Genomic DNA, 24,825 nt, shown 5'->3' with positions numbered 1-24,825 from the left:
CGTACGGTTAATTCGGTAAAAAAGCCTAACAGCTATTAATAATAGAGGTTCTTAATGGAAAGTCAGGTCATTCAGCCTGCTTCTGCGTCGAAAGATCTGTTGGTGAGCAAGGGCTCCGGCCGCAGAGCCTTCAAGGATAAGGCCGCGCAGATAGGGGTAACAGTGGGCGGAACCATGGTGTTCGTCGCCCTTTTGTTGATCTTTTTCTATCTGCTTTACGTGATTAAGCCGGTGTTTGACGGCGCCAGTGTTGAACCCGTCACCGAAGTGAGCCTGCCGGCCAGTTCAGACAAGACGCTGATGGTGGGCAGTGACGAGCAAAATGAACTGCTCTATCGGGTCGGTGACCAAGGCGTGGTGGATTTCTTCAGGGTCAAAGGCGATCAGCAGCACCAGCAGGTGAAACTGCCAGTGCCAGATTCGAGCAAAGTGGTCAGCAGCGCAGTCAGTGCCCCAAGCCAGCAGTTGTTTGCCCTCGGACTGGATAACGGTCAACTCTTGTTGGCCGGGGTCGAGTTTGGTGTTAGCTATCCCAATAACCAGCGCCTAATCACTCCCAAGGTTAAGTATCCACTGGGGGAGTCGGCACTGACGGTTGCCGAGGATGGCTCGCCACTCAAGAACCTCGCCTTCGGCTATAGCTCGGAGAGCATGAGCTTTGCCTATCAAGACAGCCAGAATCGCTGGCAACTGACCAAGATGGTCGGCGAAGAGAACATGATGACCGAGGAAGTGGAGTGGAACACACAAACCATGCCACTGCCGGATGCGCCTTCCCGTACTGAACATCAACTCATGACCCCGGATCAGCGCCAACTGCTGCTGCAGTCCGGCAACAAGATTTTTGTCTACAAGATTCAGTATGCGGATGAAATATCGCTGCAACAGGTGATAGATGTTGAGAAAGCCAAGGCCAAGGTCACCAGTTTGAGCCTGCTGGCGGGCGCCAGTTCACTGCTGGTAGGCTACGACAGCGGTGTGGTGGCCCAGTATTTTCAGGTGGCCAGCGACCGCGGCCGTGTCTATCAGGAGATCCGCGAGTTTAGCGGTTTGGGTAAGGTGGACACCATAGCCTCTGAGTTCTACCGTAAGAGCTTTGCCACAGTAAGCCCTGAGGGTGAACTGTCTTTGCTTTACACCACGAGTGAGCGCGAGCTGTTCGATAAGAAGTTCGACTTCAAGGCGCCGGGTGTTATGGGCTTCAGCCCCCGCTCCAATGCCTTGATCATTGAAGATGGCAGCAAGCTGCACCTGTACGCGGTTGATAACGACCATCCGGAAGTTTCCTGGAGCGCCCTGTGGAACAAGGTATGGTATGAAGGTTACCCTGAGCCGCAGTTTGTCTGGCAGTCGACTTCCGGCTCGGATGATTTTGAAGCCAAGCTCAGCCTGATGCCGCTGGCATTCGGTACGCTCAAGGCGGCGTTCTATGCCATGCTGTTTGCCGTTCCTCTGGCGATTGCCGGCGCCATCTATACCGCCTATTTCATGTCGCCCAAGGTGCGCAGCATAGTCAAACCCACCATTGAAATCATGGAAGCCCTGCCGACAGTGATCCTCGGTTTCCTGGCCGGTCTCTGGCTGGCGCCGCTGATTGAAGAGCATCTGCCCGGCATTCTGGCCTTGCTGCTGTTGTTGCCGATAAGCATAGTGACCAGTGCCTATGCCTGGTCCAAGCTGCCGGGTCGCATTAAGGCGATACTGCCTGAAACCTATCAGGAACTGATGCTGATCCCGGTTATCTGTTTTGTCGGTTGGTTCTCTTTTGCCATCAGCCCGGCAATCGAAGTGGCCTTCTTCCACGGCGACACCCGCCAGTTCATCACCAATGAATTGGGGATCACCTTCGATCAGCGTAATGCGCTGGTGGTGGGGATTGCCATGGGCTTTGCCGTCATTCCAACCATCTTCTCCATTGCCGAAGACGCCATCTTCTCTGTGCCGCGTCATCTGTCGAACGGCAGCCTGGCCTTGGGAGCGACCCCCTGGCAGACCCTGACCCGGGTAGTGCTGCTGACCGCAAGCCCGGGGATATTCTCGGCAGTCATGATGGGCCTTGGCCGCGCCGTGGGTGAAACCATGATTGTACTCATGGCCACGGGGAACACCGCCATCATGGAGTGGAGCGTGTTTGAAGGGATGCGGACCCTGGCGGCCAATATCGCGGTGGAAATGCCGGAGTCGGCCATCGGCAGCTCCCATTACCGGGTATTGTTCCTCGCAGCCTTTGTGCTCTTTATCTTTACCTTCCTGTTCAACACTGTGGCCGAAGTGGTGCGTCAGCGTCTGCGTGACCGCTACAGCTCACTGTAACGGGAGAGAAATTATGAATAGAACACTAGATGTTTCGCCAATCACCTTAAGGGGTTTGTGCAATGGGTAAGTGGTTTAAATCAGGCTCTCCCTGGATCTGGATGACAGGGGGCGCCGTTAGCCTGAGTTTGATTGCGGTGTTGGGGCTATTGTTACTCATCGCCTGGCGTGGCCTGAGCTATTTCTGGCCCGCGGATATCTATCAGTGGGAGATGCAGGATGACAAAGGCCAGCGCTACACCCTGATAGGAGAGCTGTACGACAGAGAAGAAGTGCCGACCGAGCGGTTGAAATCCGCCGGTTACCACTTCAACTCAGAGCCGGGTGAGTTTGTGACCCGCTATCTGGTCAAGACGGGTAACCGTGAGTTTGTCGGCTTGGATTTCCGCTGGATTCTGGAGACAGATATTTTGTCGCGCTCCACCCCGGAAGGCTTGGCCATGATAGAGCGTACCAAGAACGGTAACTTCTACGGCTATCCTGTGGCCGTGATTGAGAAGGGCCAGCGGCTGGAGCTAGGCGGCGATGTGCAGCACTCACTCGAGGAGCATATCGAGCGCGCAGTGGACCTGGCCGATCAGGCGATGACACTGCAGAAGCAGGACATAGGCGCGGTTAACTATGAGCTCGAACGTCTGCGCCTTAAAGAGCGTGGCTATGAGCTTGACGATGCCCTGACGCCTGAGCGCAAGGCCGAGCTTGAGTCCAAGCGTCAACAACTGGATCAGCATTATCAAGGGTTGGAAAAGCAGCTGTTCTCTCTGCGTGAGCAAGCCGGACGCGACTCTGTGATAGTACGCGACATGCGTGGTGAAGAAGTGACTCTCAGCCTGGATTCGGTGCTCGATGTCAGCTATGTCAACCGCATGGGCTTTATCGACAAGGTTGGCCACTGGTTTGTTGGTCTGGGACGCTTTATCAGTGACGACCCCCGCGAAGCCAACACAGAGGGCGGGGTGTTTCCGGCGATTTTCGGCACAGTATTCATGGTGTTGTTGATGGCCGTGATAGTGACACCATTCGGTGTGGTGGCCGCCATCTATCTGCACGAATACGCCAAGAAAGGGCCGATCACCAAGATGATACGTATCGCGGTGATCAACCTCGCCGGTGTGCCTTCGATTGTGTACGGGGTGTTTGGTCTGGGCTTCTTTGTCTATATGTTGGGGGGCTCGCTGGATCAGCTGTTCTATCCAGAGGCGTTGCCGTCGCCCACCTTTGGCTCTCCCGGGGTTATCTGGTCGGCACTGACTTTGGCGATTCTGACCCTGCCTGTGGTGATAGTTTCCACCGAAGAAGGCTTGTCACGTATTCCAAGCTCAGTGCGTCAGGGCAGCCTGGCACTGGGGGCCACCAAGGCCGAAACCCTGTGGCGGATTATTATCCCCATGGCCAGCCCGGCGATTATGACAGGGCTTATTCTGGCTGTTGCCCGCGCCGCCGGCGAAGTGGCACCCTTGATGCTGGTGGGGGTGGTCAAGTTGGCGCCTACCTTGCCTGTGGATATGAATTTCCCCTTCGTGCATCTTGAGCGTAAGTTCATGCACCTCGGGTTCCATATTTATGATGTCGGTTTCCAGAGCCCCAACGTAGAAGCTGCCAGGCCTTTGGTCTATGCCACCTCGTTCCTGCTGGTATCTGTGATCGTGGCACTCAACCTGACGGCTATCAGCGTGCGCAACCATCTGCGTGAAAAGTACCGCTCGCTTGAACACTAATTGACGATTATCCTGAAGTGATAGGACAGAATATGATTTCGATAGACTCATCGGTAATGAATACTGAGACGCTGGATCTGGCGAACCTGCCTGCCGAAGAGACGGCGCTGGAGATCCGTAACCTGGATTTGCGCTATGGTGACAAGCAGGCGCTGTTTGATGTTTCCATGAAGATCCCCAAGAAGAAGGTCACCGCCTTCATCGGCCCCAGTGGTTGCGGTAAGTCTACCTTGCTGCGCTGTATCAACCGGATGAACGATCTGGTGGATAACTGCCATATCGACGGGGAGATTTTGCTCCATGGCCAAAACATCTACGACAAGAAAGTCGATGTCGCGGCGCTGAGACGCAATGTGGGCATGGTGTTCCAGCGTCCCAATCCTTTCCCCAAGTCCATTTATGAAAATGTCGTCTATGGCCTGCGCCTGCAGGGCGTGAGTAACCGCCGTGAGCTGGATGAGGCCTGTGAGCGTTCACTGCGCGGCGCCGCCATCTGGGACGAGGTGAAAGACAGATTGCATGACAACGCCTTCGGGTTGTCCGGTGGTCAGCAGCAGCGTCTGGTGATTGCCCGGGCGATAGCCATTGAGCCTGAAGTCTTGCTGCTCGATGAGCCAACTTCGGCACTGGATCCTATCTCGACCCTGACTATCGAAGAGCTGATCACAGAGCTCAAGTCCAAGTACACCGTGGTGATAGTGACGCACAACATGCAGCAGGCGGCCAGGGTATCGGATCAGACTGCCTTTATGTATATGGGCGAGCTGATCGAGTACTCGGATACCAACACTATCTTTACCACGCCAAAACAGAGTAAGACCGAAGATTATATTACCGGCCGCTACGGTTGATAAACGCTGCGTCCGAGCAAGGGGAAGCAAATGGAAAACAAGAACCTGAATAAACATATCTCAGGCCAGTTCAATGCCGAGCTGGAAGATATCCGCAACCGGGTGCTGGCCATGGGCGGTATGGTGGAGCGGCAGTTGGAACAGGCGCTGGATGCCCTGGGCAGCCTGGATACCGAGTTGGCGCAGAAGGTGATCGAGGGCGATCACAAGGTCAACGGCATGGAGGTGATGATAGATGAAGAGTGTACTCGCATCATTGCCAAGCGTCAGCCGGCGGCCAGCGACTTGCGTCTGGTGATAGCCATCTCCAAGACGATTGCCGATCTTGAGCGCATCGGCGATGCCTGTGTGCGTATCGCCAAGGCGGCACAGGAGAAGCGCAGCAATAATCAGCAGCCGCTGCTGGTCAGCATTGAGTCCATGGGGCGCCATGCCACCCGTATGTTGCACTCGACCCTGGATGCATTGGCACGGATGGATGCCGACTCGGCGCTGGAGCTGCACAAGGAAGATGCCAAGCTGGACAAGGAATATGAAGGCATCATTCGCCAGTTGATGACTTACATGATGGAAGATCCCCGCTCTATCCCAGGTGTGCTGGATGTGCTCTGGGCTGCCCGCGCGGTTGAGCGGGTAGGGGACCGCTGCAAAAACATCTGTGAGTACGTGATTTACTACGTCAAGGGCAAAGACGTACGCCACGTCTCCTACGAGGAGATGGAAAAAGAGCTTTAAGCTCTTATCCGCGAGCCTTAGAGAAAGCCGCTTGTAGTCAAGCGGCTTTTTTGTGCCTGTGCAGGCTGGTGCAGCTCGGTTAGCTGCACCGCCCGGTCAACGGAGCTTTTGGTCAACAGAGCACTTAGTCAACATAGGACTTAGTCAAAGCAGTCTCGTCAAAACCCAGCCTAGTCCACGCGGTATTCTGCCAGCTCGATCAGGTTGCCGTCAGGATCGCGAATATAGACTGAGTCTATCGGGCCGGTGGCGCCGGTACGGGCGACGGGGCCCTCTTCGATGTCGATACCCACGGCACTGAGATGCGCCATAACATCCTCGAGTGAACCACAGGTGATAAAGCACAAGTCCGCCGAACCACTTTGGGCTTTGGCGGCATTGGGGTAATATTCGCGGCCAAGCTGGTGCAGGTTGATTTTCTGATCGCCAAATTGCAGCGCCGTTCTGTTATCGGCAAAGGTTTGGCGTTTCATGCCCAGTTTTTGGTAGAAGGCGACACTCTGCTCTATGTCGCGGACGGTCAACACCAGGTGGTCCAGTCGGGTTACGCGCATGCTGTTATTCTCCTTGTCGCACCCGGGAGACCCTGCGGCCTCCCGGGGTAATATGCACAACATTTTGCTATCGATTTGCGTCTCTGTCAGGATACAGAGTTGAGCGCCTGTTGGGGAAGGGGCAGCCGAGAAACCTTCCTTTGAGCCTCTGTCCTGCGCCCTATACAGTCTTAAATATCAAGAGGAATTCAATGAAACAAACCCTGATCCGCGGCTTGCTTAATCTGCTGCCCATGGCGCTTAGTCTCTGGCTGTTCTGGTCCTTGTTTGAATCTCTCGACAGCCTGGGCAAGTTACTCTTCTCTCTGGTGGGCATGGACACTGTATTTACCGGAGCCGGTTTTATATTGGTCACAGCCTTGGTATTTGTTGCCGGTTTACTGTTTTCTGTCAGCCCCATCGTTTGGCTCTGGAGCTGGATTGAACGGCAGTTGATGCGCTTTCCCCTGTTCAAGTCTGTCTATGGCAGTATCCGCGATATTGCTTCTTTGATGAACCGAGATGGCAGTAAGCCCAAGTCGCAGCAAACGGTATTGGTGCGCCAGGCAAACGGCGGTTTTGTGGTCGGCTTTATTATGACGGACAAGCCGCCTCAGCCGCTGCTCGATGCCTTGCCCGAAGGGGACTGGGTGCCTGTGCTGTTTCAACTCTCCTATCAGATGGCCGGGGTCACCAGCCTGGTCAAACGAGAGGACTTGATCATGGTGGATTGGTCATTCGAGGAGGCGATGCGCTTTAATCTGACCGCGGGTATTTCACAAACCCCCAAAAGCGGCGAGTAGGAAAAGGCTGATTCTGTGAGCGGGAGTCGCCAGAGACTCCCCATTTTGTCCGTTTTTGTGTATAATCAGCGCCGATTGTTGCCAAAAGTAGCAGTTTGTGTCTGAGTCGATTGCCATTCAATATGCCACGGTAATCTTGTCTGTCCCGCCAACACTTTGATCCCGGTGGGTCCTATCTCTTCCATTTTTATCAAGCCGAGAGCTTGTCCGCGGAAGGGTGTCACATACTGCACATAAACACCCTATAAGCTTTTGGTGTGGCTTTGGATAAGCGTTGTCCCCGGCCGAGTTCAGCGGTAACTTAGGAACTTGATCGCAGGCAGCGCAGTTTTATCCGTAAAAAGGAGCGCAAAATTTGATTAAGTCGAGTATTAATCCTCCGGTGTTTTTTTCGTCAGTGATCTGTATCGCCTTCATGGTGTTGGTGTGTGCCGTCTGGCCGAATGAAGCACAGGAGCTATTTAAGTCAGCTCAATCCTGGCTGGAGTTGAAGGCCGGCTGGCTCTACATCATGGGCGTGGCCATTTTTCTGGTATTCATCATCTTTGTGATGGTGAGTCGCTTCGGTGATATCAAGCTTGGGCCGGATCATGCCGAGCCGGATTACAGCTACAAGAGCTGGATTGCCATGCTGTTCTCTGCCGGTATGGGCATAGGCTTGATGTTCTTTGGGGTTGGTGAACCTGTGATGCACTATCTGGCACCGCCGGACGCGGATCCCCAGACAGTTGAAGCCGCCAAAGAGGCGATGAAGATCACCTTCTTCCACTGGGGTATTCACGCCTGGGCCATCTATGCGGTAGTGGCCTTGAGTCTGGCCTATTTCAGCTATCGGCATAAGCTGCCGCTGCTGCCAAGAAGTGCCCTTTATCCTCTGATTGGTGAACGTATTTATGGCCCCATAGGCCACTGCGTCGACACCTTTGCCGTGCTTGGCACCATGTTTGGTGTGGCTACCTCATTGGGCTTCGGGGTATTGCAGGTTAACTCGGGACTCAACTATCTGTTGGGTGATTCTTTCCCTATCAGCAGTACTGTACAGGTGGCACTGATCATAGGTATCACTCTTATCGCCACCGGCTCTGTGTTTTCCGGCCTGGATAAAGGGGTGAAGCGTTTAAGTGAGCTTAACCTCGGGCTGGCTTTTGTGCTGATGATGATAGTACTGCTGTTTGGTCCAACGGTTGCTCTGCTGCAGTCTTTCGTGCAAAACACCGGCAGCTATTTGAGTGAGCTGGTGAGCAAGACCTTTAACCTCTATGCCTACGAGCAGAAGAATGACTGGCTCGGTGGCTGGACTCTGCTCTACTGGGGCTGGTGGATATCCTGGTCACCTTTTGTCGGTACCTTTATCGCCCGGGTCTCCCGCGGCCGCACCATTCGTGAGTTCCTGGTGGGGATTTTATTTGTTCCCAGTGGTTTCACTTTCCTGTGGATGACGGTTTTCGGTAACTCGGCGATAGATGCCATCATGAACCATGGCGCCGAATATCTGGCTACCGCGGTTTCTACCGATGTGTCAGTCGCCCTGTTTACCTTCTTCGAGCACTTGCCGCTTTCCAGTTTGCTGTCAGTCATCGCTGTGTGTCTGGTGGTGACCTTCTTTGTGACCTCGTCGGACTCAGGCTCTTTGGTGATCGATAACCTGACCTCAGGCGGCGATGCCGATGCGCCAGTATGGCAGCGGATCTTCTGGGCCCTGATGCAAGGTGTGGTTGCCTCTGTGCTGCTGCTCGCAGGTGGCTTGCAGGCGCTGCAAACGGCAGCGATTGCCAGTGCCATGCCGTTCTTGTTGGTGATGCTGCTTATTTGCTTTGGCCTGTTCAAGGCGTTGCAGGATGACTGGCTCAAAATCAACAGCGTGCAGTTGCATACCACCAGTGTGCAGTACGCCAGAACCAGCGTGTCCTGGGAAGACAGGATAGATGTGTTAGTGTCGCATCCCTCCTACGAGCAGGCGCGGCGCTTTGTCGACAACGTGGCGACACCGGCGCTGTCCAAGGTCTCTCAGGGCTTCTTGTCCCGCGGTATCAATGCCGATCTCCAGTACGATGAAGACAGGGTGAGGTTGGTCATCGAAAATGAAGAGGTGCAGACCTTTGTCTATGGCTTGCGGATCCGCGCCTTTACGCTGCCTGTGACCCATCAGACTCAGGCAGAAGCTGAGGATGAGTCACAAAATAACTACTTCCGGGTTGAAGTCTTCCTCGAACACGGCGGACAGTATTATGATGTGATGGGTTATACGGAAGAGCAAATCCAGGCAGATGTGGTGACTCAGTATGAGAAGCACCTGCATTATCTGCATCTGTCCAGCGCAGAATATGTAGAGGGCCCTTAAGGGCCCGTTCACCGGAAAAGAAAGATGGCAGAACAGAGTAAATTGGATCGGGTGCTGGCGCAGGCCCGTGAGTATCAGGCGAGTCGTGAAAAAGGCTATCGGGAGCAGGCGCTCAAGCTTTATCCTTGGGTCTGTGGCCGCTGTGCCAGGGAGTTTACCCACAAGAACTTGCGTGAGTTGACTGTGCATCACAGAGATCACAATCACGACAACAACCCTTCAGATGGTTCCAACTGGGAGCTGTTGTGTCTCTACTGCCATGACAACGAGCACTCCAGGTTTGAAGAATTGGTGCAGTACGGCGACACCAGTGAAGCCAAACAGGCGCCGGCCACCTTTAATCCTTTTGCCGATCTCAAGGCGAGAATGGCGGCCAAAGATTGACCGCTTCTTTTGGGAAGGCCTGATAAGGCTTAAGCCATTCAATGCAAAAACCGTCCATTCAAGGACGGTTTTTTTATGTCATAGGCGCTGATAAATGCTGTTTTCAAGTCGCCTTGGTGGTGATTTTGGAACTGATAAAAATTCTCATTAATTAGTGGAAACCCCTGTGGCAGCTGGGTTTGCTCTGTTTTCCCCACTGAAGGCAAGTGTTTTGTTGAAAAATTCGCCAATGGAATTTGAGCTGAGTAGGAGAATTGCGACAAAGTGTGTTTTGCCCCAGAGTTTGCGTTGGATTGTGCGGCCAGCAGTCTTATACTCGTCTGACAATTATTTCAAATCAAGATGGAAGCAAGCAAAATGACATTAGGGTCTCCTAAGGTAAGCAAGACGCATTCTTTTATGACTGTGTCACTTATCGAGCTATGGGAACGTTTCGGTTATTACGGTATGCAGGCGCTTATCGTGTACTTCATGGTACAGCGTCTAGGGTTTGAGGACAGTCGCGCCAACCTGGTATGGAGTGCCTGTGCCGCATTGATTTATGTGTCGCCGGCGATTGGTGGCTGGGTCGGGGATAAAATTCTCGGTACCAAGCGCACCATGTTGCTCGGTGCCGGTATTCTGTCATTGGGTTATGCCTTGATGACAGTGCCGACCGAAAACACCTGGTTCCTGTTTTCGGCCCTTGGGGTAATCGTTGTCGGTAACGGTTTGTTCAAACCCAATGCCGGTAACCTGGTGCGCAAAATCTATGAAGGGGACGACTCCAAGATAGACAGCGCCTTTACCATTTACTACATGGCGGTGAACGTAGGTTCCACCTTCTCCATGTTGTTGACTCCCTGGATTAAAGATTACGTCAACGCCAACTATGGCAACGAGTTTGGCTGGCATGCGGCTTTCGCCGTCTGCTGCGTGGGCCTACTGGTAGGCCTGGGTAACTACGCCATGATGCGTAAGACTCTGGCCAACTACGGCTCAGAGCCGGATACCCGTCCAGTAGAAATGAATAAGCTGTTTGCGGTACTCGGCCTGGCGGCCCTGTCGGTAGTGGCTTCAGCCTTTATCCTCGAATATGAAGATGTGGCCCGCGCCTTTGTTTACACAGCTGGTGCCGCCGTACTCGGTATCTTTATCTACTTGATTAAAAACAGTGAAACCAGTGAACGGGCCGGTTTGATAGCCGCCTTGGTTCTGACGGTACAAACTGTATTCTTCTTTGTGTTTTACCAACAGATGTCTACCTCGCTGGCGCTGTTTGCCCTGCGTAACGTCGACTGGAACTTCCAGGCCTTTGGTATCGATCTGTGGACCTGGTCACCGGCGCAGTTCCAGGCCTTGAACCCTATCTGGATCATGTTGCTCAGTCCTGTGCTGGCCTGGGTTTATGCCACTGCCGGACGTAACAACAAGGATATTTCCATCGCCGCCAAGTTCGCACTGGGCTTTGCTGTAGTGGCGCTGGGTTTCTTCATCTACAGCTTTGCCGGTATGTTCGCCGTCGATGGCAAGACCTCTTCCTGGGTGATGATCTGGGGTTATGGCGCATACTCACTCGGTGAGCTGCTGGTCAGTGGTTTGGGCTTGGCTATGATTGCCCGTTACGTACCTGAGCGCATGGGGGGCTTTATGATGGGGGCTTACTTTGTCGCCTCGGGCATCTCTCAGTATCTGGGTGGTGTGGTGGCCAACTTCGCCAGTGTGCCGAAGAACATAACCGATCCGCTTGAGACTCTGCCCATCTACACCAGCTTGTTCAACAAGTTGGGGATAGCGGCGCTGGTTTGTACCTTTATCGCGCTGGCAGTATTGCCGCTGATGCGTCGCCTCACAGAAACTCACCATTCCCACAACGGTAATGGCGGTGCCGCCAGTTCCCTTGGGAATGTCAGCTCAGAGCAGTAATGACTGAGTGACCTATAAATCCCAAAAAGACCGCGATTGCGGTCTTTTTCTTTATGAAGGCTTGGTTGCCTTGAACGCTTAAAGCTGTATCACTCTTTTTTACTTGCTTTACTCTTGTCGCTGCGCCCAAGCCTGGCCTCTGCCTCGAGGTATTTGGTTCTGCTGATAATGCCGCTGTTTTCCATGCCCGAAAAGGCGCGTTTTCGCTCCGGGAGTTTGGCAATAATGGCGCGTTTCTCTTCATCCGGGCAACGGCTCCAATTGACGATTTCATCTATATGGCGCAGGCAGCCCATACAAAAGTCGTCTTCATTGAGGCCGCAACGCGCCACGCAGGGAGATTGGATCATTCAACATCCTTCTTATCAATATTCTGTTCAGCGGCGGAGTGTAGCGCCGTGAATTGGCGCGATTGATTTCGCTCTACCGATTTCACTCGACCATTTCGTTAGATTGAGTTCGTTAGATTGAGTTGGTTCGATTGTTTTGTCAGCTTGAATGCACCAGTCTATTGCGGCAGGTGCAAAGGTAACAGCTTTGAGCGGATTTATACCTGAAAATAGCGGCGGCAGCTTTCGTTGCCAAGCCGCCAGGAAAGATGATGACTCGGGCTTTAGGCATAGTTTATTGAAACAATAATCCACTCCTAATCAATTTGTTATGTGAATTAGTCCCTACTGCTGGCTTTTCCCCTTAGCTGTAAAGCTATCAGCAAGCGGGAGACTCAACCCCAGCTTTTTCGCAGGCTTTGCCCCCTGTTTCCTGCTTGGGTGGCGCTATTTTCCTCAAAGGCAACCAGGGGCTATAATGCGACCCCTTTAAGTTAATCGGGCCAGTAAAATGTGTGACTGCCAACAGAATTCCCCCCGGCAAGCCGAGCCAGTGGCCGGCAGGGTTGAAACCCGGCTGACGGCAGTTGATTGCAGCTTGCCCGAGGTGAAAGCAGAGCTTCGACAGCTCAGTCAGTTGTTGCTCTCAAGCCGCGCGCTTTGGAGTGTCAGGAGTTTCGAGCACCACAAGCTTCCCTGGCAGCAGCGCTTTGCCAAGCTGGCCGCAGCGCTCTGGGCTATTGATGACGATGCGCTCGAGACTGTGGATGCCAGTCAGTCATTGTTGTTGGCAACCCTCTGGCCGGCCTTGGTTGCAGACTTGAGCGAGCAGGAATTGGCCCTGTGGGACAAGAGACACTTTGTCTGGCACCTCTTTGATTATCCGGCACCTGAGCAGGATAATGGCCAACCTAAGCTCTGCGCGTCAACCGAGGCCCGGCTCAGTGCCGGTATAAAGGGCCGAAAATGGCAGCAGATAAGCCGCTTTGCCAATACCATCGCCACCCATAACAACCCCTTTCCTTTATTGGAGTGGTGCGCCGGAAAAGGGCATCTCGGGCGCCTGCTCAGCGCCTTGAGCGGCAAGGCGGTATTGAGCCTGGAGTGGCAAGCATCTTTGTGCGAAGCCGGCGAGCTAGCGGCAAAAAAACGTAACTTGCCGCAGCAATTTGTCTGTGCCGATGCCTTTGCCGCCGAGCCTTGTTATCTCAAGCCCAAGCAGCATGCCATTGCGCTGCATGCCTGCGGCGAGCTGCACCTGACGCTGCTGCGCCGCGCGGTTGCAAGTGGTACCGCTGTGGTCTCGGTTTCCCCTTGTTGTTATCACCTCTTGCCCTCCGGCGATATCACTCCCTTGAGTCAAAGTGCCCAAGAGCAGGCGCTGCGACTGGATAAGACGGCGCTGCAACTGCCGCTTAATCACAGTGTTATTGCCAATCAAAAGGCGCGCGCCGACAGGATCAAAGAGGTCAGTTGGCGGCTCGGATTCGATAGTCTGCAGCGTGAAGTGCGTGCTCAGGACACTTATCTGCCACTGCCTGCGGTACGGCAGAGTCAGCTGTCCGGCAGCTTCAAGGACTTCTGTCTTTGGGCCGCGGCGCAAAAGGGAGTGCTATTGCCTGAGGCGGTGGATTTTGCCGCCTATCAGCGCTTGGGGGAGCAAAGGCGCAGATTAACCGCCCGTATTGACTTGGCGGCACATCTGTTTCGGCCGGTTATTGAACGGTATCTGCTGCTCGATAGGGTCTGTTTCCTGTTGGAGGCCGGTTACCGGGTGCAGCTCGGCGCCTTTTGTGAGCAGGCCACCACGCCGCGCAATGCCTTAATCCATGCCTGGTTGCCTGGTAGCCGATAAATGAAACAACAAGGCCCGCTTGGACAGAGATGTCTCTCAAGCGGGGAATTAGTCGGCGCCAAGTACCGGCTTAATGCGTTTTTTATTGAATACCCCGGCGTTTCTTGGTCAAATGACGCCAGCCTGGGGCATAAGACTTAATTATCACGACCCCAAAAGATAACAAGGGCACAGAGCGCCCGAGAGAGCGATTGGCTTTTCATGAATTATTCCCGTGTGTATATCAATAGTCTGGCTTATGAGTTGGCGCCGGAAATGGTGTCCAGCCGCGAGTTGGAATCCCGGCTTGCGCCGCTTTATCAAAAGTTTCGTATCCCCATTGGGCAACTCGCTGCCCTGACGGGCATTGAGGAGCGTCGTTGGTGGCCCAAGGGCTTCAAGGTTTCCCAAGGTGCAGTGTGCGCCGCCCAAAAGGCGCTGGCCGAGACAGGGCTGGATCCCAAAGCGCTTGGCGCCTTGGTTTACACCGGCGTGTGCCGTGACCAGCATGAGCCAGCCACGGCCTGCGCTGTGGCTTCTGCCATAGGTATCGGGCGCGACTGCGCCGTTTTTGATATCAGCAACGCCTGCCTGGGAGTCCTGTCCGGTATTCTGGATGTGGCCAACCGTATTGAACTGGGGCAGATCCGCGCCGGTATGGTGGTGTCCTGTGAATCATCCCGGGAGATAGTCGAGGCGTCCATAGAGCAGATGCTGGCCGAACCCAGCATGGCAAACTTTGCGGCTTCTCTGGCCACCTTGACCGGCGGCTCAGGTGCCGTGGCCGTTATCCTCACGGATGGCAGCTTGCCGCTTACCACCTCCCGCAAGCATCAGTTGCTCGGTGCCAGTCAGTTGGCGGCGCCGGAGCATCATCAGATGTGTCAGTGGGGTTTTGTCGAGGTCGGTAACCGCCTCTACCGCGAAGTGATGCGCACAGATGCCGTTGCCCTTTTGAAGGAGGGGGTGGAGCTGGCGCGCCAGACCTGGGAGCAGTTTTTGCAGCAGCGCCAGTGGCTTGCCGGACAGGTGGATAAGGTTATCTGTCATCAGGTGGGGGCTGCCAACCGAAAACAAGTACTGGGCGCCCTGGGCATTGCCGAGCACAAAGAGTTTCCCACCTTTGCCCGCCTTGGCAATATGGGCACTGTCTCTTTGCCTGTGTCGGCGGCGCTGGCCCACGGTGAAGGCTTTTTGCAGGCAGGCGACCGGGTGAGCTTTCTTGGCATAGGCTCGGGACTCAACTGCATGATGCTGGGGCTGCGCTGGTAAGCCCTTGATACAGGTTTTAGACAATGCCCATTCGACAGGGCCCATTAGAATAGTGCCTAAATAACCAAAATTAACAACAGGATAGCCAATGGCCACCCTAGATACACTCTTCCCGTTCAAGCGTCATTTCATCACGCTCGGCGGCCACAAACTGCATTATGTGCATGAAAAACCTGCCGGGATTAACGGCCAACGCCCCGATGCCGTGGTGATGGTGCACGGTAACCCCAGCTGGTCTTTTTACTACCGTAACCTAGTGCAGGCGTTAAGCGACCAATATGAATGTGTGGTGCCGGATCATATCGGCTGCGGCTTGTCCGACAAACCGGGCGATGATGCCTATGACTATACGCTGGCGCAGCGTATCGACGATCTGGAAGCACTGCTGGACAGTCTGGATATTCGCAGCAATATCACACTGGTGCTGCATGACTGGGGCGGCATGATAGGCATGGGCTATGCCGCCCGCTATCCTGAGAGGATTAAACGCCTGGTGCTGCTCAATACCGCCGCCTTCGGTTTGCCAAAGAGCAAGCCCTTGCCGCTGGCGCTGAAAATCTGCCGCGATACCGCGCTTGGCACCCTGCTGGTGCGGGGCTTCAATGCCTTCTCGTCCGCCGCTTCCTATGTGGGAGTCAAACGTGCGCCCATGGCTGCGGATGTGCGCCGCGCTTATGTGGCACCATTCAACTCCTGGCAAAATCGAATCTCGACTTTGAGGTTTGTACAGGATATTCCGCTCAAGCCCGGCGACAGAAACTGGGACTTGGTGCAGTCGATTGATGCCAGTTTGCAGCAGTTTACCCGGGTGCCGACCATTATTCTTTGGGGTCTCAAGGACTTTGTCTTTGACCGGCACTTCCTTGAAGGTTGGCAGCAGCGCCTGCCCAAAGCCGAGCTGCACGCCTTTGCCGACTGCGGCCATTATATTCTTGAAGACGCCAGTGATGAGGTGATAGCCCATATTCGCCGCTTTATTGATGAAACGGCAGTGGCTAAAAGCGCCGACGAACAAACATCTAACCCTAAAGAAAAGGCATCGGCGGAAACAACCTCAGCCGGGAGCGCTGACTGAGATGTTCCCACCCGCCGAAGACTCGCAAGTGGCCGCAAATGAACCGGCCCCAGAGGCAAACTCCGCCAAGGGGCACAACTTGTGTCGCCACCTGAAGCAGGCGGCCATTAACCAGAGCGAGGACCTGGCGGTTGCCGTGCAGCGTCGCTGCGGTGGTAAGTTCAGTTATCAGGAGCTTGATTTCAAGACCCTGGACAGCGACAGCGACCGGCTTGCTAGCGCCTTGCTCGACTATGGCTTCAAGCCCGGGATGAAAGCCGTGCTTATGGTGACTCCGGGGATAGAGTTTTTTGTGCTTACCTTTGCCCTGTTCAAGGCGGGGATCATCCCTGTGATGGTAGATCCCGGCATGGGGATCGCCAAGCTCAAGCAGTGTCTGGCCGAAGCCGAGCCCGATGCCTTTATTGGGATCCCCAAGGCTCATGTGGCCAGATTGCTGTTCGGTTGGGGCAAACCCAGTATCCGCTTGTTGCTGACGGCAGGTGAAGGCTTTCTTGGCCGTAACCCTCCTTGGGGGGGCAGCAGTGTTAGCCGTTTGCTGGCCAGGGCACCCGAGTCAGTCACATTTCCCATGGCACAGCTAGGCGCGCAGCAGATGGCGGCCATCTTGTTTACCAGTGGCAGCACCGGCACTCCCAAAGGCGTGGTCTACAGCCACGGCATGTTTGAGGCGCAGATAACCGCGCTGCGAAATGACTATGGCATTCGTCCCGGAGAGCGGGATCTGTCGACTTTCCCGCTATTTGCTCTCTTTGGACCGGCGCTGGGGATGGCATCGATAGTGCCTGAAATGGATGCCAGCAAACCGATAACCGCCAGACCGGAAAACCTGTTTGCCGCCATAGAGCACTATGCCTGCAGCAATATGTTCGTGAACCCTGCCTTGCTCGACCGTTTGGGACGCGGCGGAAACGGGCGCCGACTGCACAGCCTGAAGCGGGTGATATCCGCCGGCGCACCGGCCGACCCCAAGGCGATAGCGCGTTTCTCCGCCATGTTGGCCGAGGATGTCGAAGTGCTCAACTCCTATGGCGCCACCGAATCCCTGCCAGTCTCCATGATTGGCAGCAAGGCGCTTGGCACTACCTCCGCCATGACCGACAAGGGCGGCGGCATCTGTGTCGGTAAGCCGGTATCCGGAATAAGGGTCAGTATCATAGGGATCAGTGAAGAGACCATCGACAGCTGGTCGCCGACTCTCGAGTTGGCGACGGGGGAGATAGGCGAAATCGTCGTTGACGGCGCTGTGGTCAACCAGAGCTACTATCGCCGTGAAGGCGCCAACAAGCAGGCCAAGATTGCCTATAAAGGCCGGCAACTGCACCGGATGGGCGATCTCGGTTATCTAGATGCCGAGGGCCGTTTATGGATGTGTGGCCGCAAGGCCCACAGAGTGGATGTCATTAAGGACGGTGAGCTGCAAAAGCGCTATCTGTCTATTCCCTGTGAGCGGATTTTCAATACCCATCCTCAGGTTAAACGTTCGGCACTGGTTGGCGTTGAACTGATGCAGAATAAGCCTGGCGGCGGGGGGACAGTCCAAGAGAGCGCTTTCTCTTTTACTGCTGGCCCTGATAGCACTTTCCTTGATAGCACTTCCCCTGATAGCACAGTGCCCGAAAAAGCGCCGCTTATCTGCATCGAGCTTGAGCAATCCCTGTCGCCAGCCGAGCAGCAACAGCTGTTTAGCGAGTTGCAGGTACTTGCCGACAAGCAGCCACTGACCCGAGGCATCAGGCATTTTATGTTGCATCCGGGGTTTCCCATGGATGTGCGCCATAATGCCAAGATATTTCGCGAGCAACTTGCTGTTTGGGCGCAAAAACAGTTGGATGGAAACGGCTGGAAGCCAAAATAGATAACAGAGACAGAAACCCACTATGGCCACATCTGCACCACAATCTCAATCACCTGAGTCAATAGCCTCGTCGCAGGATTTGCCCGCGGCTTTGTCACAAGAGACTACGGCTTTGTCACAAGAAACCGGGCATGATGAACTTCATCCCGAGCTGTTGGCGCTGGCCAGGGAACTCGCGACTCGAGTCAAGCGGGTGTTGGTGACAGGCGCGGGAGGCTTTTTGGGGCAGGCCATATGTCGGCCGCTGCTGGCCGCCGGTATTCAGGTAGTGGGGGTGGCCAGGGGCCATTATCCGGCGCTCGAGGCCATGGGCGCTACCATGGTGCGCGCCGATATTTGCGACAAGCAGGCACTGAAACAAGCCCTCGGTGGCTGTGAGCTTATCTTTCACGTTGCCTCCAAGGCCGGAGTCTGGGGCAGCAGAGCAAGCTATTTTCGCCCCAATGTGTTGGGGACCGAAAACATCATCGCCTGCGCCCGTGAATTGGGGATTGGTTATCTGGTCTATACCAGCACGCCGAGTGTCACTTTCGATGGCAAGGATGAGGCCGGTATCGATGAGTCGGTTCCCTACGCCAGGCGTTATCTCAACCATTACGGCGCCTCCAAGTCGGAAGCGGAAGAGTTGGTGCTGGCCAGCGCCCAAAACGGCTTGAAGACAGTGGCCATTCGGCCGCACCTGATTTGGGGGCCTGGCGATCCTCATCTGGTGCCCCGCGTGCTGGAGCGAGGCCGCAAGGGCCGGCTCAAGTTGGTGGGTCATGACGATAAGTTGGTGGACACCATTTATATCGACAATGCCGCCTTTGCCCACCTGAGCGCGGCCAGGAGCCTGCTGGCTGAACCTTGTCGCTGCAATGGCAAGGCCTATTTTGTCAGTAACGATCAGCCCCTTACTATGGCGGCCATGCTCGACAGCATTCTTGCCTGTGACAACTTACCCGCGGTGGAAAAGCGGGTACCGGCCACTCTGGCCTACGTCATTGGCGCCATGCTCGAAGGAATATACCGACTGCTGGCTATCAAGCAGGAGCCGCTGATGACCCGCTTTGTCGCCAAACAGCTTTCCTGCAGCCATTACTACGACATCTCAGCCGCCAAGCGCGACTTGGATTACAGGGTCATCGTCAGTATGGAGCAGGGGATGAATAAGCTAAGGCGCTCTCTTGGCCACTCGAACTAAGGAAGGTGCGAATAAGTCCTCGTGGCACTCTGGCTTACACAGCAATTGGCGTTCAAGGCATCTGACTGAAGGCATGCCGGGGCCTGTCAAAGTCGGATAACGCAGAGAGCCGGTTGCTGTGAAAGCCCCGAAGGGCGTGGCTTACAGACCTGCCTGCTGTGTTGTGCTTCTTGCAAAGGACTAAGGCCATTGGCTGCGAACCACGCCTTGCATCCAGGCCTGTAAGCCGACACAGAGCACACATGGGACTTGTTCGCACCTTCCCTAAACTCAGGAAAATCATAAGGAAATAACATGTTGTCGCTGTTGCCCGGCACAAAGCCGGCGCTTATTTATATCGAGTTCAACGCCAAACGTATCAGGCTCACCCTTGCCGACAGTCGCCATAGTCTGGGGCAAGTCAGTCTTGAGACCATTCCTGAGGTGGCAGTGCAGCAGGATAACAAGGGCAGTTTCAAGCTGTTGGCAGTGGGCGATGAAGCGCGGCAACTGGCCGCGACCAAGGGAGTGAAATGCCTCAATCCATTCGACCATGTCCGTACCCCGTTGGCGGACTTTTACCTGGCCGAAATTCTGCTCAAACAGTTGGTTAAGCGGGTACTACCGCGAAAACTTTTTGCCAAGGCGCCTTTGCTTATCATCCAGCCAAGCGACGAATATGCCGGCGGTCTGACCATGATAGAAGAGCGCGCCTTGCAGGAACTCGCCTTTGCTGCCGGCGCAAAAGACAGCCTGGTTTACCAGGGGCCGAGACTCACAGGGCAGCAGGATTTCAATGGGTTGAAACTGCAGCAAGTGAAGGCTTTTTAGTCGAGCCAAAGTACCGCACATATTGCAATCCATCACTGGCGGCATCTCTGCGCCGCCGAGAAACTGTACAGCAAAAGGTTATCGGCGTTAGCGAACAAAGTATGTTAAATGTTTGAATCTTTGTTACAAATTTTGCAAGTTGTAAAGTTTAAATCATGCTAGCTTGGTATTCATTTATCTCTCCGGCATGAGGAAACTATGCTCAGTATCGAAGCCCTAAGCAAGACCTATGACAACGGTGTTAAGGCACTGGATAATGTAAATCTACAGGTAGACAAAGGGATGTTTGGTCTGCTCGGCCCCAACGGTGCAGGCAAATCCTCTTTGATGCGCACCATAGCCGCATTGCAAAGTGCCGATAGCGGCAGCATTAGTTTCGACGGCATAGACATTCTCAAACAGCCGCAAAAATTGCGCCAGACCCTGGGGTATCTGCCGCAGGATTTTAACGTTTACCCCAGGATCAGCGCCTGGGACTTGCTCGATCACCTGGCTATTCTCAAAGGGATCAACAACAAGGGTGAGCGGCGTGAGATGGTGGATGGCTTACTGGCACACACCAACCTTTATCAACACAAGAACAAGGCGGTCAGCGGTTTTTCCGGCGGTATGCGTCAACGTTTCGGGATTGCGCAGGCGCTGCTTGGCGACCCTAAGCTGTTGATTGTCGACGAACCCACCGCCGGCTTGGATCCTGAGGAGCGCAACCGTTTCCACAACTTGTTGGTGAGCCTGGGGGAAGAGAAGGTGATTATCCTCTCGACCCATATAGTGGAAGATGTCTCGGAGCTTTGCGCCAATATGGCGGTGCTCGCCGGTGGTCAGATCCTGCTGCAGGGCAATCCCATGGAGTTGGTGGCCTCTTTGGAGCAAAAAATTTGGACTCGCACCGTCAGCCAGGCCGAAGCCACTGAGCTTGAACAACAGCTCAATGTGATTGCCAAACGCCTGTTTGCCGGGCGCACTGTGCTGCATGTCTGGGCCGATTCGGCGCCGGAAGGTTTTACTCAGGCAACGCCGGGGTTGGAAGATCTTTATTTCAGCACCCTGCATCGCCACCGCAACAGCAAGCCGGTTCAGGCTGCCTGAGGAACTGCCCATGTTTGTTTCCATGTTACGCTTTGAATGGCGCTACTATCTGCGGCAGCCATCTTTTTATGTTGTTTCTTTGCTGTTGTTTTTAATCAGCTTTCTATCCATTGTATCCAACAATGTGCAGATAGGTGGTGGCGGTGAGGTGCTGAAGAACAGCCCTTTCAGCATTGCTCAGACCCTGCTGATCATGAGCTTTATCTCCATGTTTGCCGTGGTCAACTTTGTCGGTAGTACAGCGGTGCGCAACCAGCAGCACGGGATGGAGGAACTGATCTATTCCAAACCGCTGACTCCGCTGGCCTATCAGTTGGGGCGTTTTTTCGGCAGTTATCTGGTGGTCATGGCGGTGTTTTCCATGGTGCCGCTGGCGATGTGGCTCGGCTCATTTATGCCTTGGGTCGATGCCAGCCGTTTCGGTGAAAATCGGCTCAGCTATTATCTGCTGCCCTTGCTGCTGTTGGCCGCGCCGAGCCTGCTGCTGATATCGGCGCTGTTTTATGCCATGGCCAGCCGTTTTCGCTCCATGATGGGTTTGTATCTGACAGCCGTAGCACTGCTTATCATCTACAACCTCACCGGCGAACTGGCCAGTCAGCCGCAGTTTCGCACGCTGGCGGCCATGTTGGATCCCTTTGCACTGCGCACCTTTGCCGACGTTACCCGTTACTGGACCATAGCCGAGAAAAACACCCAGTTGGTGGAGCTGACCGGTGTTATGCTCAGCAACCGCGCCATGTGGCTTTCTCTGGCGGTCATCTTGCTGCTTGTAGCCAAGGTCTGGCGCCAACCAACACTTACTCGCAAGAAGGACAAACGCGCCGGCAAGCAGTCTGCAACCCCGGCATTGCAGCCCTTGCAGCAACTGAGCCGCGCAAGCTCGCCATCGACTTCGGCACAGTTCAAGGCCCGAGTCGGCTTTGAAATCCGCCAGGTGCTCTACACAGCACCATTTGTGATTTTGGGACTGCTCACCGTCTTTAACCTGGTCGGGCCCATGTTCGGTGATTTTGGTTGGTATGGTACCTCCAACTGGCCGCTGACCCAGGACATGGTCGATAATATTGCCGGGGCCACCGGCTTGCTGATGGTGATAGTACTCATCTACTACAGCGCCGAGATTGTCTGGCGTGAGCGCAACTCCGGAATGGGGGACATAGTCGACAGTCTGCCGGTGCCGAATCTGGTGTTCTGGACCTCCAAACTGGTGGCTGTGGTGTTGGTGATGGCGCTGCTGTACCTGTTGGCGACCCTGACCACAATTACTTTCCAACTGATCAAGGGGCAGTACAATCTCGAACTGGCTCAATACGCCATCAGGTTGGGCTTCTACTATCTGTTGCCACTGCTGATGTCGGCGGTTCTGGCGTTCTTCTTTCAGGTGCTCAGCCCGAACAAGTATGCCGGTATGGGGCTGTTTGTTGCCTACTACCTGACAACCTTTGTGATGGCAAGTTGGGGATTCGGCCATTCGCTGTACAACTTCGGCGCTTCTCCTTATCTGGCCTATTCGGATATGAACGGTTACGGCTGGGGACTCTTGAGCCACAGCCTGTATATGCTCTATTGGGGCGGTTTCTCACTGCTGCTGTTTGTGCTGGGTTATGGCCTCTATCACAGGGGGCCGAAACAGTCTCTGAAACACAGGTTTGCCCTGCTTGGCGGTCAGCTGGGGGCCAAGGGACGCTTGCTGGCGGCCTTTGGGGTACTGCTGTTTGTTGCCAGCGGCAGCTATCTCTTCTACCAGACCAAGGTGGTCAATCATTACTATACCAATGATGAGGAAACCGACCTGCGCGCCGACTATGAGAAGAAATTCAAGCAGTACGCGTCTTTGCCCGTGCTGACCACCACTGCGGTCAAGGCCGACATTGATATCTATCCCGAGTCACGGCGAATCGAGGCAGATATCAAGCTTGATTGGGTCAACAAACAGGACAAGCCGATAAGCAAATTGCTGGTCAGTCTACCGTCCCACACCCGCGCGGAAGATCTCAGCATCACCTTGCCGGGGGCGACTCTGGGCGAGTTTGACGATAAATTCAATGTCAGTTGGCTGGTGTTTGACAAGCCGTTGCCGCCGGGGGAGAAAATCAGTGGCCGCATTCATTTGATTCGGGAAACCCAAGGGGTTGAAGAGTCCAACTTCGATCTGTCTGTGGTCGAAAACGGCACCTTTATCAATAATATCGAGCTGCTGCCTCAGTTTGGGTATCAGGAAGGCTATGAACTCAGCGATCGCCACGAGCGTGAGAAACGTGGTCTTGAAGACAAACCAAGAGCCAATAAGCTGGAAGACACGCGCTTTTATCGGCAGAACTTCTTTGGCGTAGACGGCGACTTTATCGACTTTGAAGCCACGGTTTCCACCTCAGGCCAGCAGATGGCACTGGTGCCCGGATACCTGCAGCGGCAATGGCGTGAAAATGGTCGCAACTTCTTCCATTACAAGATGGATAGCCCCATGGTTAACTTCTATTCGATCCTCTCCGGACGTTTCGAAGTGGACCGGCAGCAGTACAAGGGCATAGTGATCGAGGTGTACTACCATTCGGCCCACTATTGGAACGTGGAGCGAATGATAGAGTCGGTGAAAGACTCTATCGACTATTACACCCAGGCTTTTGGTCCCTATCAACACAAGCAACTGCGTATAGTAGAGTTTCCCGGTTATCGCTCCTTTGCCCAGAGTTTTGCCAACACTGTGCCTTACTCTGAGCGTATCGGCTTTATCACCGACCTGCGCAATTCGGACAATATTGACCCCGTTTATTATGTGACGGCCCACGAAGTGGCACACCAGTGGTGGGGGCATCAGGTTGGCGCTGCCGATGTACAGGGCAGTGCGGTTATTTCCGAGAGCCTGTCGCAATACTCTGCGCTGATGGTGATGGAGCACAAGTATGGCCCGCAGATGCTGCGCCGCTTCCTCAAGTATGAGCTTGACCGCTACCTGCGAGGTCGCTCATCGGAAAGCAAGGGCGAGCAACCGCTACTGCGCAGTGAAGGGCAGGGCTATATCCATTATCAGAAGGGCTCGGTGATCATGATGGGGATCCGTGACCGCCTGGGTGAAGAACGGCTCAATGCCAATTTGAAGGCATTCCTTGAGCGCTACAAGTTCCGCGGCGATCCTTTCCCGACCACTCTGGACCTGCTCAGCTATCTGAAGCGGGATACGGACGGCGCCGAGGCGCGTTTCATTGAGGACTCCTTCTCTGAAATCAGCCTCTATGACCTGCGTCTGACCGAGGCCAAGGTAACCGAAACGCCGGAAGGCCAGTTTAAAGTCAGTCTGGATATCTATGCCCAACGCCGGGTCGCTTCAGAGAAGGGCGCTGAGCAGGAGGTACCGCTGGACGAGTGGATAGATATAGGCGCCTTCAAGGTCAACCCGGACAAGCTCAAACAGGATGAGCAGGTGTTGTCGCTGCACAAATATCGGCTCAAGAGCGGAGAGAATCATCTCGAACTGGTGCTGAGCGAAAAACCTGCCTATGTCGGGGTCGATCCCTTCATCAAGTTGGTGGACCGGGACTCGGAAGACAATATTTTCAAGCTCTGATCCTTTAACGGCCTACTTGGCTATTTGACAAAACGCCCCGCAATCAGGTTTGTGGGGCGTTTTTACATTTGGGCTTTGTCAGTGAACTCAGCGACTGTCTCAGGCAGGTTGCCATTCATCTCCCCGGCACTCCGGGCTCGACTATAGTTTATGGATATGGCCAGTCGATTACCGCCTAACCTGACTCGCCATAGAATCACTATGCTATCGCCAATCCGGCTGGT

At 54.5% G+C, this 24,825-nt stretch carries 18 protein-coding genes; 16 read left to right on the top strand and 2 right to left on the bottom strand.

Annotated elements, in window-relative coordinates; all coding sequences use genetic code 11:
* Window positions 1-54 precede the first annotated feature (54 nt).
* The 4 genes from HCX89_RS01790 to phoU all read left to right on the top strand — a co-directional run bounded on the left by HCX89_RS01790 (window position 55) and on the right by phoU (window position 5,617).
* Window positions 55-2,313: an ABC transporter permease subunit gene (locus tag HCX89_RS01790; protein WP_144132188.1), complete on the top strand. Its 2,259-nt coding sequence runs from the start codon at window positions 55-57 to the stop codon at window positions 2,311-2,313.
* Between the two features lie 62 nt (window positions 2,314-2,375).
* Complete coding sequence (pstA, locus tag HCX89_RS01785; protein ID WP_101059108.1) at window positions 2,376-4,031, top strand: phosphate ABC transporter permease PstA; 1,656 nt, start codon at window positions 2,376-2,378, stop codon at window positions 4,029-4,031.
* Between the two features lie 32 nt (window positions 4,032-4,063).
* Window positions 4,064-4,882, top strand: coding sequence for a phosphate ABC transporter ATP-binding protein PstB (pstB, locus tag HCX89_RS01780; protein ID WP_025009812.1), 819 nt, complete (start codon window positions 4,064-4,066; stop codon window positions 4,880-4,882).
* Window positions 4,883-4,912: 30 nt separating this feature from the next.
* Complete coding sequence (gene phoU / locus HCX89_RS01775) at window positions 4,913-5,617, top strand: phosphate signaling complex protein PhoU (RefSeq protein ID WP_025886617.1); 705 nt, start codon at window positions 4,913-4,915, stop codon at window positions 5,615-5,617.
* 170 nt (window positions 5,618-5,787) lie between these two features.
* Here the strand turns inward: phoU and HCX89_RS01770 are convergent, their stop codons facing one another.
* Complete coding sequence (locus tag HCX89_RS01770; protein WP_025009814.1) at window positions 5,788-6,171, bottom strand: VOC family protein; 384 nt, start codon at window positions 6,169-6,171, stop codon at window positions 5,788-5,790.
* A gap of 191 nt (window positions 6,172-6,362) precedes the next feature.
* Between HCX89_RS01770 and HCX89_RS01765 the strand changes: the two genes are divergently transcribed.
* The 4 genes from HCX89_RS01765 to HCX89_RS01750 all read left to right on the top strand — a co-directional run bounded on the left by HCX89_RS01765 (window position 6,363) and on the right by HCX89_RS01750 (window position 11,583).
* Window positions 6,363-6,953 carry a DUF502 domain-containing protein gene (locus tag HCX89_RS01765; protein WP_028780326.1) on the top strand — a complete coding sequence of 197 codons (591 nt, stop codon included), beginning with the start codon at window positions 6,363-6,365 and terminating at the stop codon, window positions 6,951-6,953.
* Window positions 6,954-7,308: 355 nt separating this feature from the next.
* On the top strand, window positions 7,309-9,294 hold the full coding sequence (locus HCX89_RS01760; protein ID WP_208135609.1) for a BCCT family transporter: 1,986 nt from the start codon (window positions 7,309-7,311) through the stop codon (window positions 9,292-9,294).
* A 24-nt stretch (window positions 9,295-9,318) separates the two neighbouring features.
* Window positions 9,319-9,678 carry a YajD family HNH nuclease gene (locus tag HCX89_RS01755; protein WP_025009816.1) on the top strand — a complete coding sequence of 120 codons (360 nt, stop codon included), beginning with the start codon at window positions 9,319-9,321 and terminating at the stop codon, window positions 9,676-9,678.
* Window positions 9,679-10,035: 357 nt separating this feature from the next.
* A complete protein-coding gene (locus HCX89_RS01750) occupies window positions 10,036-11,583 on the top strand; it encodes a peptide MFS transporter (RefSeq protein ID WP_062793645.1) in 1,548 nt (515 codons plus the stop codon).
* 89 nt (window positions 11,584-11,672) lie between these two features.
* Here the strand turns inward: HCX89_RS01750 and HCX89_RS01745 are convergent, their stop codons facing one another.
* Window positions 11,673-11,930 (bottom strand): DUF1289 domain-containing protein, encoded by a 258-nt coding sequence (locus HCX89_RS01745; RefSeq protein ID WP_145838939.1) that lies wholly within the window; start codon window positions 11,928-11,930, stop codon window positions 11,673-11,675.
* A 493-nt stretch (window positions 11,931-12,423) separates the two neighbouring features.
* Between HCX89_RS01745 and HCX89_RS01740 the strand changes: the two genes are divergently transcribed.
* The 8 genes from HCX89_RS01740 (at window position 12,424) to HCX89_RS01705 (ending at window position 24,601) form a co-directional block, all read left to right on the top strand.
* Entirely contained in the window at window positions 12,424-13,767 is a 1,344-nt protein-coding gene (locus HCX89_RS01740) for an SAM-dependent methyltransferase (RefSeq protein ID WP_167714870.1), read from the top strand.
* Window positions 13,768-13,968: 201 nt separating this feature from the next.
* A complete protein-coding gene (locus HCX89_RS01735; RefSeq protein WP_096141333.1) occupies window positions 13,969-15,018 on the top strand; it encodes a 3-oxoacyl-ACP synthase III in 1,050 nt (349 codons plus the stop codon).
* An 88-nt stretch (window positions 15,019-15,106) separates the two neighbouring features.
* Window positions 15,107-16,093, top strand: coding sequence for an alpha/beta fold hydrolase (locus HCX89_RS01730; RefSeq protein WP_167714869.1), 987 nt, complete (start codon window positions 15,107-15,109; stop codon window positions 16,091-16,093).
* Between the two features lies 1 nt (window position 16,094).
* Window positions 16,095-17,951: a fatty acid CoA ligase family protein gene (locus HCX89_RS01725; protein WP_167714867.1), complete on the top strand. Its 1,857-nt coding sequence runs from the start codon at window positions 16,095-16,097 to the stop codon at window positions 17,949-17,951.
* 22 nt (window positions 17,952-17,973) lie between these two features.
* The gene (gene oleD / locus HCX89_RS01720) at window positions 17,974-19,134 is read left to right on the top strand and encodes a 2-alkyl-3-oxoalkanoate reductase (RefSeq protein WP_144166234.1); all 1,161 of its coding nucleotides are present in this window, start codon (window positions 17,974-17,976) and stop codon (window positions 19,132-19,134) included.
* Between the two features lie 294 nt (window positions 19,135-19,428).
* The gene (locus tag HCX89_RS01715; protein WP_025886653.1) at window positions 19,429-19,944 is read left to right on the top strand and encodes a rod shape-determining protein; all 516 of its coding nucleotides are present in this window, start codon (window positions 19,429-19,431) and stop codon (window positions 19,942-19,944) included.
* A 198-nt stretch (window positions 19,945-20,142) separates the two neighbouring features.
* Window positions 20,143-21,033: an ABC transporter ATP-binding protein gene (locus HCX89_RS01710; RefSeq protein ID WP_025009825.1), complete on the top strand. Its 891-nt coding sequence runs from the start codon at window positions 20,143-20,145 to the stop codon at window positions 21,031-21,033.
* 10 nt (window positions 21,034-21,043) lie between these two features.
* A complete protein-coding gene (locus tag HCX89_RS01705; protein ID WP_167714865.1) occupies window positions 21,044-24,601 on the top strand; it encodes a M1 family metallopeptidase in 3,558 nt (1,185 codons plus the stop codon).
* The last annotated feature ends 224 nt before the right edge of the window (window positions 24,602-24,825 follow it).

The sequence above is a fragment of the Shewanella sp. Iso12 genome, from assembly GCF_012030025.1.
In the GTDB taxonomy this organism is placed as follows: Bacteria; Pseudomonadota; Gammaproteobacteria; order Enterobacterales; family Shewanellaceae; genus Shewanella; species Shewanella algae.
Note: the sequence above shows the minus strand (reverse complement) of the source record. Positions and strands in the feature narration are given on the sequence as shown.

Coding starts and splice junctions, on each gene's coding strand:
- HCX89_RS01750 (WP_062793645.1), top strand. CDS start 10,036: ATGACATTAGGGTCTCCTAAGGTAAGCAAGACGCATTCTTTTATGACT.
- HCX89_RS01725 (WP_167714867.1), top strand. CDS start 16,095: ATGTTCCCACCCGCCGAAGACTCGCAAGTGGCCGCAAATGAACCGGCC.
- HCX89_RS01710 (WP_025009825.1), top strand. CDS start 20,143: ATGCTCAGTATCGAAGCCCTAAGCAAGACCTATGACAACGGTGTTAAG.
- phoU (WP_025886617.1), top strand. CDS start 4,913: ATGGAAAACAAGAACCTGAATAAACATATCTCAGGCCAGTTCAATGCC.
- HCX89_RS01730 (WP_167714869.1), top strand. CDS start 15,107: ATGGCCACCCTAGATACACTCTTCCCGTTCAAGCGTCATTTCATCACG.
- HCX89_RS01735 (WP_096141333.1), top strand. CDS start 13,969: ATGAATTATTCCCGTGTGTATATCAATAGTCTGGCTTATGAGTTGGCG.
- HCX89_RS01765 (WP_028780326.1), top strand. CDS start 6,363: ATGAAACAAACCCTGATCCGCGGCTTGCTTAATCTGCTGCCCATGGCG.
- HCX89_RS01740 (WP_167714870.1), top strand. CDS start 12,424: ATGTGTGACTGCCAACAGAATTCCCCCCGGCAAGCCGAGCCAGTGGCC.
- oleD (WP_144166234.1), top strand. CDS start 17,974: ATGGCCACATCTGCACCACAATCTCAATCACCTGAGTCAATAGCCTCG.
- HCX89_RS01755 (WP_025009816.1), top strand. CDS start 9,319: ATGGCAGAACAGAGTAAATTGGATCGGGTGCTGGCGCAGGCCCGTGAG.
- HCX89_RS01790 (WP_144132188.1), top strand. CDS start 55: ATGGAAAGTCAGGTCATTCAGCCTGCTTCTGCGTCGAAAGATCTGTTG.
- HCX89_RS01770 (WP_025009814.1), bottom strand. CDS start 6,171: ATGCGCGTAACCCGACTGGACCACCTGGTGTTGACCGTCCGCGACATA.
- HCX89_RS01705 (WP_167714865.1), top strand. CDS start 21,044: ATGTTTGTTTCCATGTTACGCTTTGAATGGCGCTACTATCTGCGGCAG.
- pstB (WP_025009812.1), top strand. CDS start 4,064: ATGATTTCGATAGACTCATCGGTAATGAATACTGAGACGCTGGATCTG.
- pstA (WP_101059108.1), top strand. CDS start 2,376: ATGGGTAAGTGGTTTAAATCAGGCTCTCCCTGGATCTGGATGACAGGG.
- HCX89_RS01715 (WP_025886653.1), top strand. CDS start 19,429: ATGTTGTCGCTGTTGCCCGGCACAAAGCCGGCGCTTATTTATATCGAG.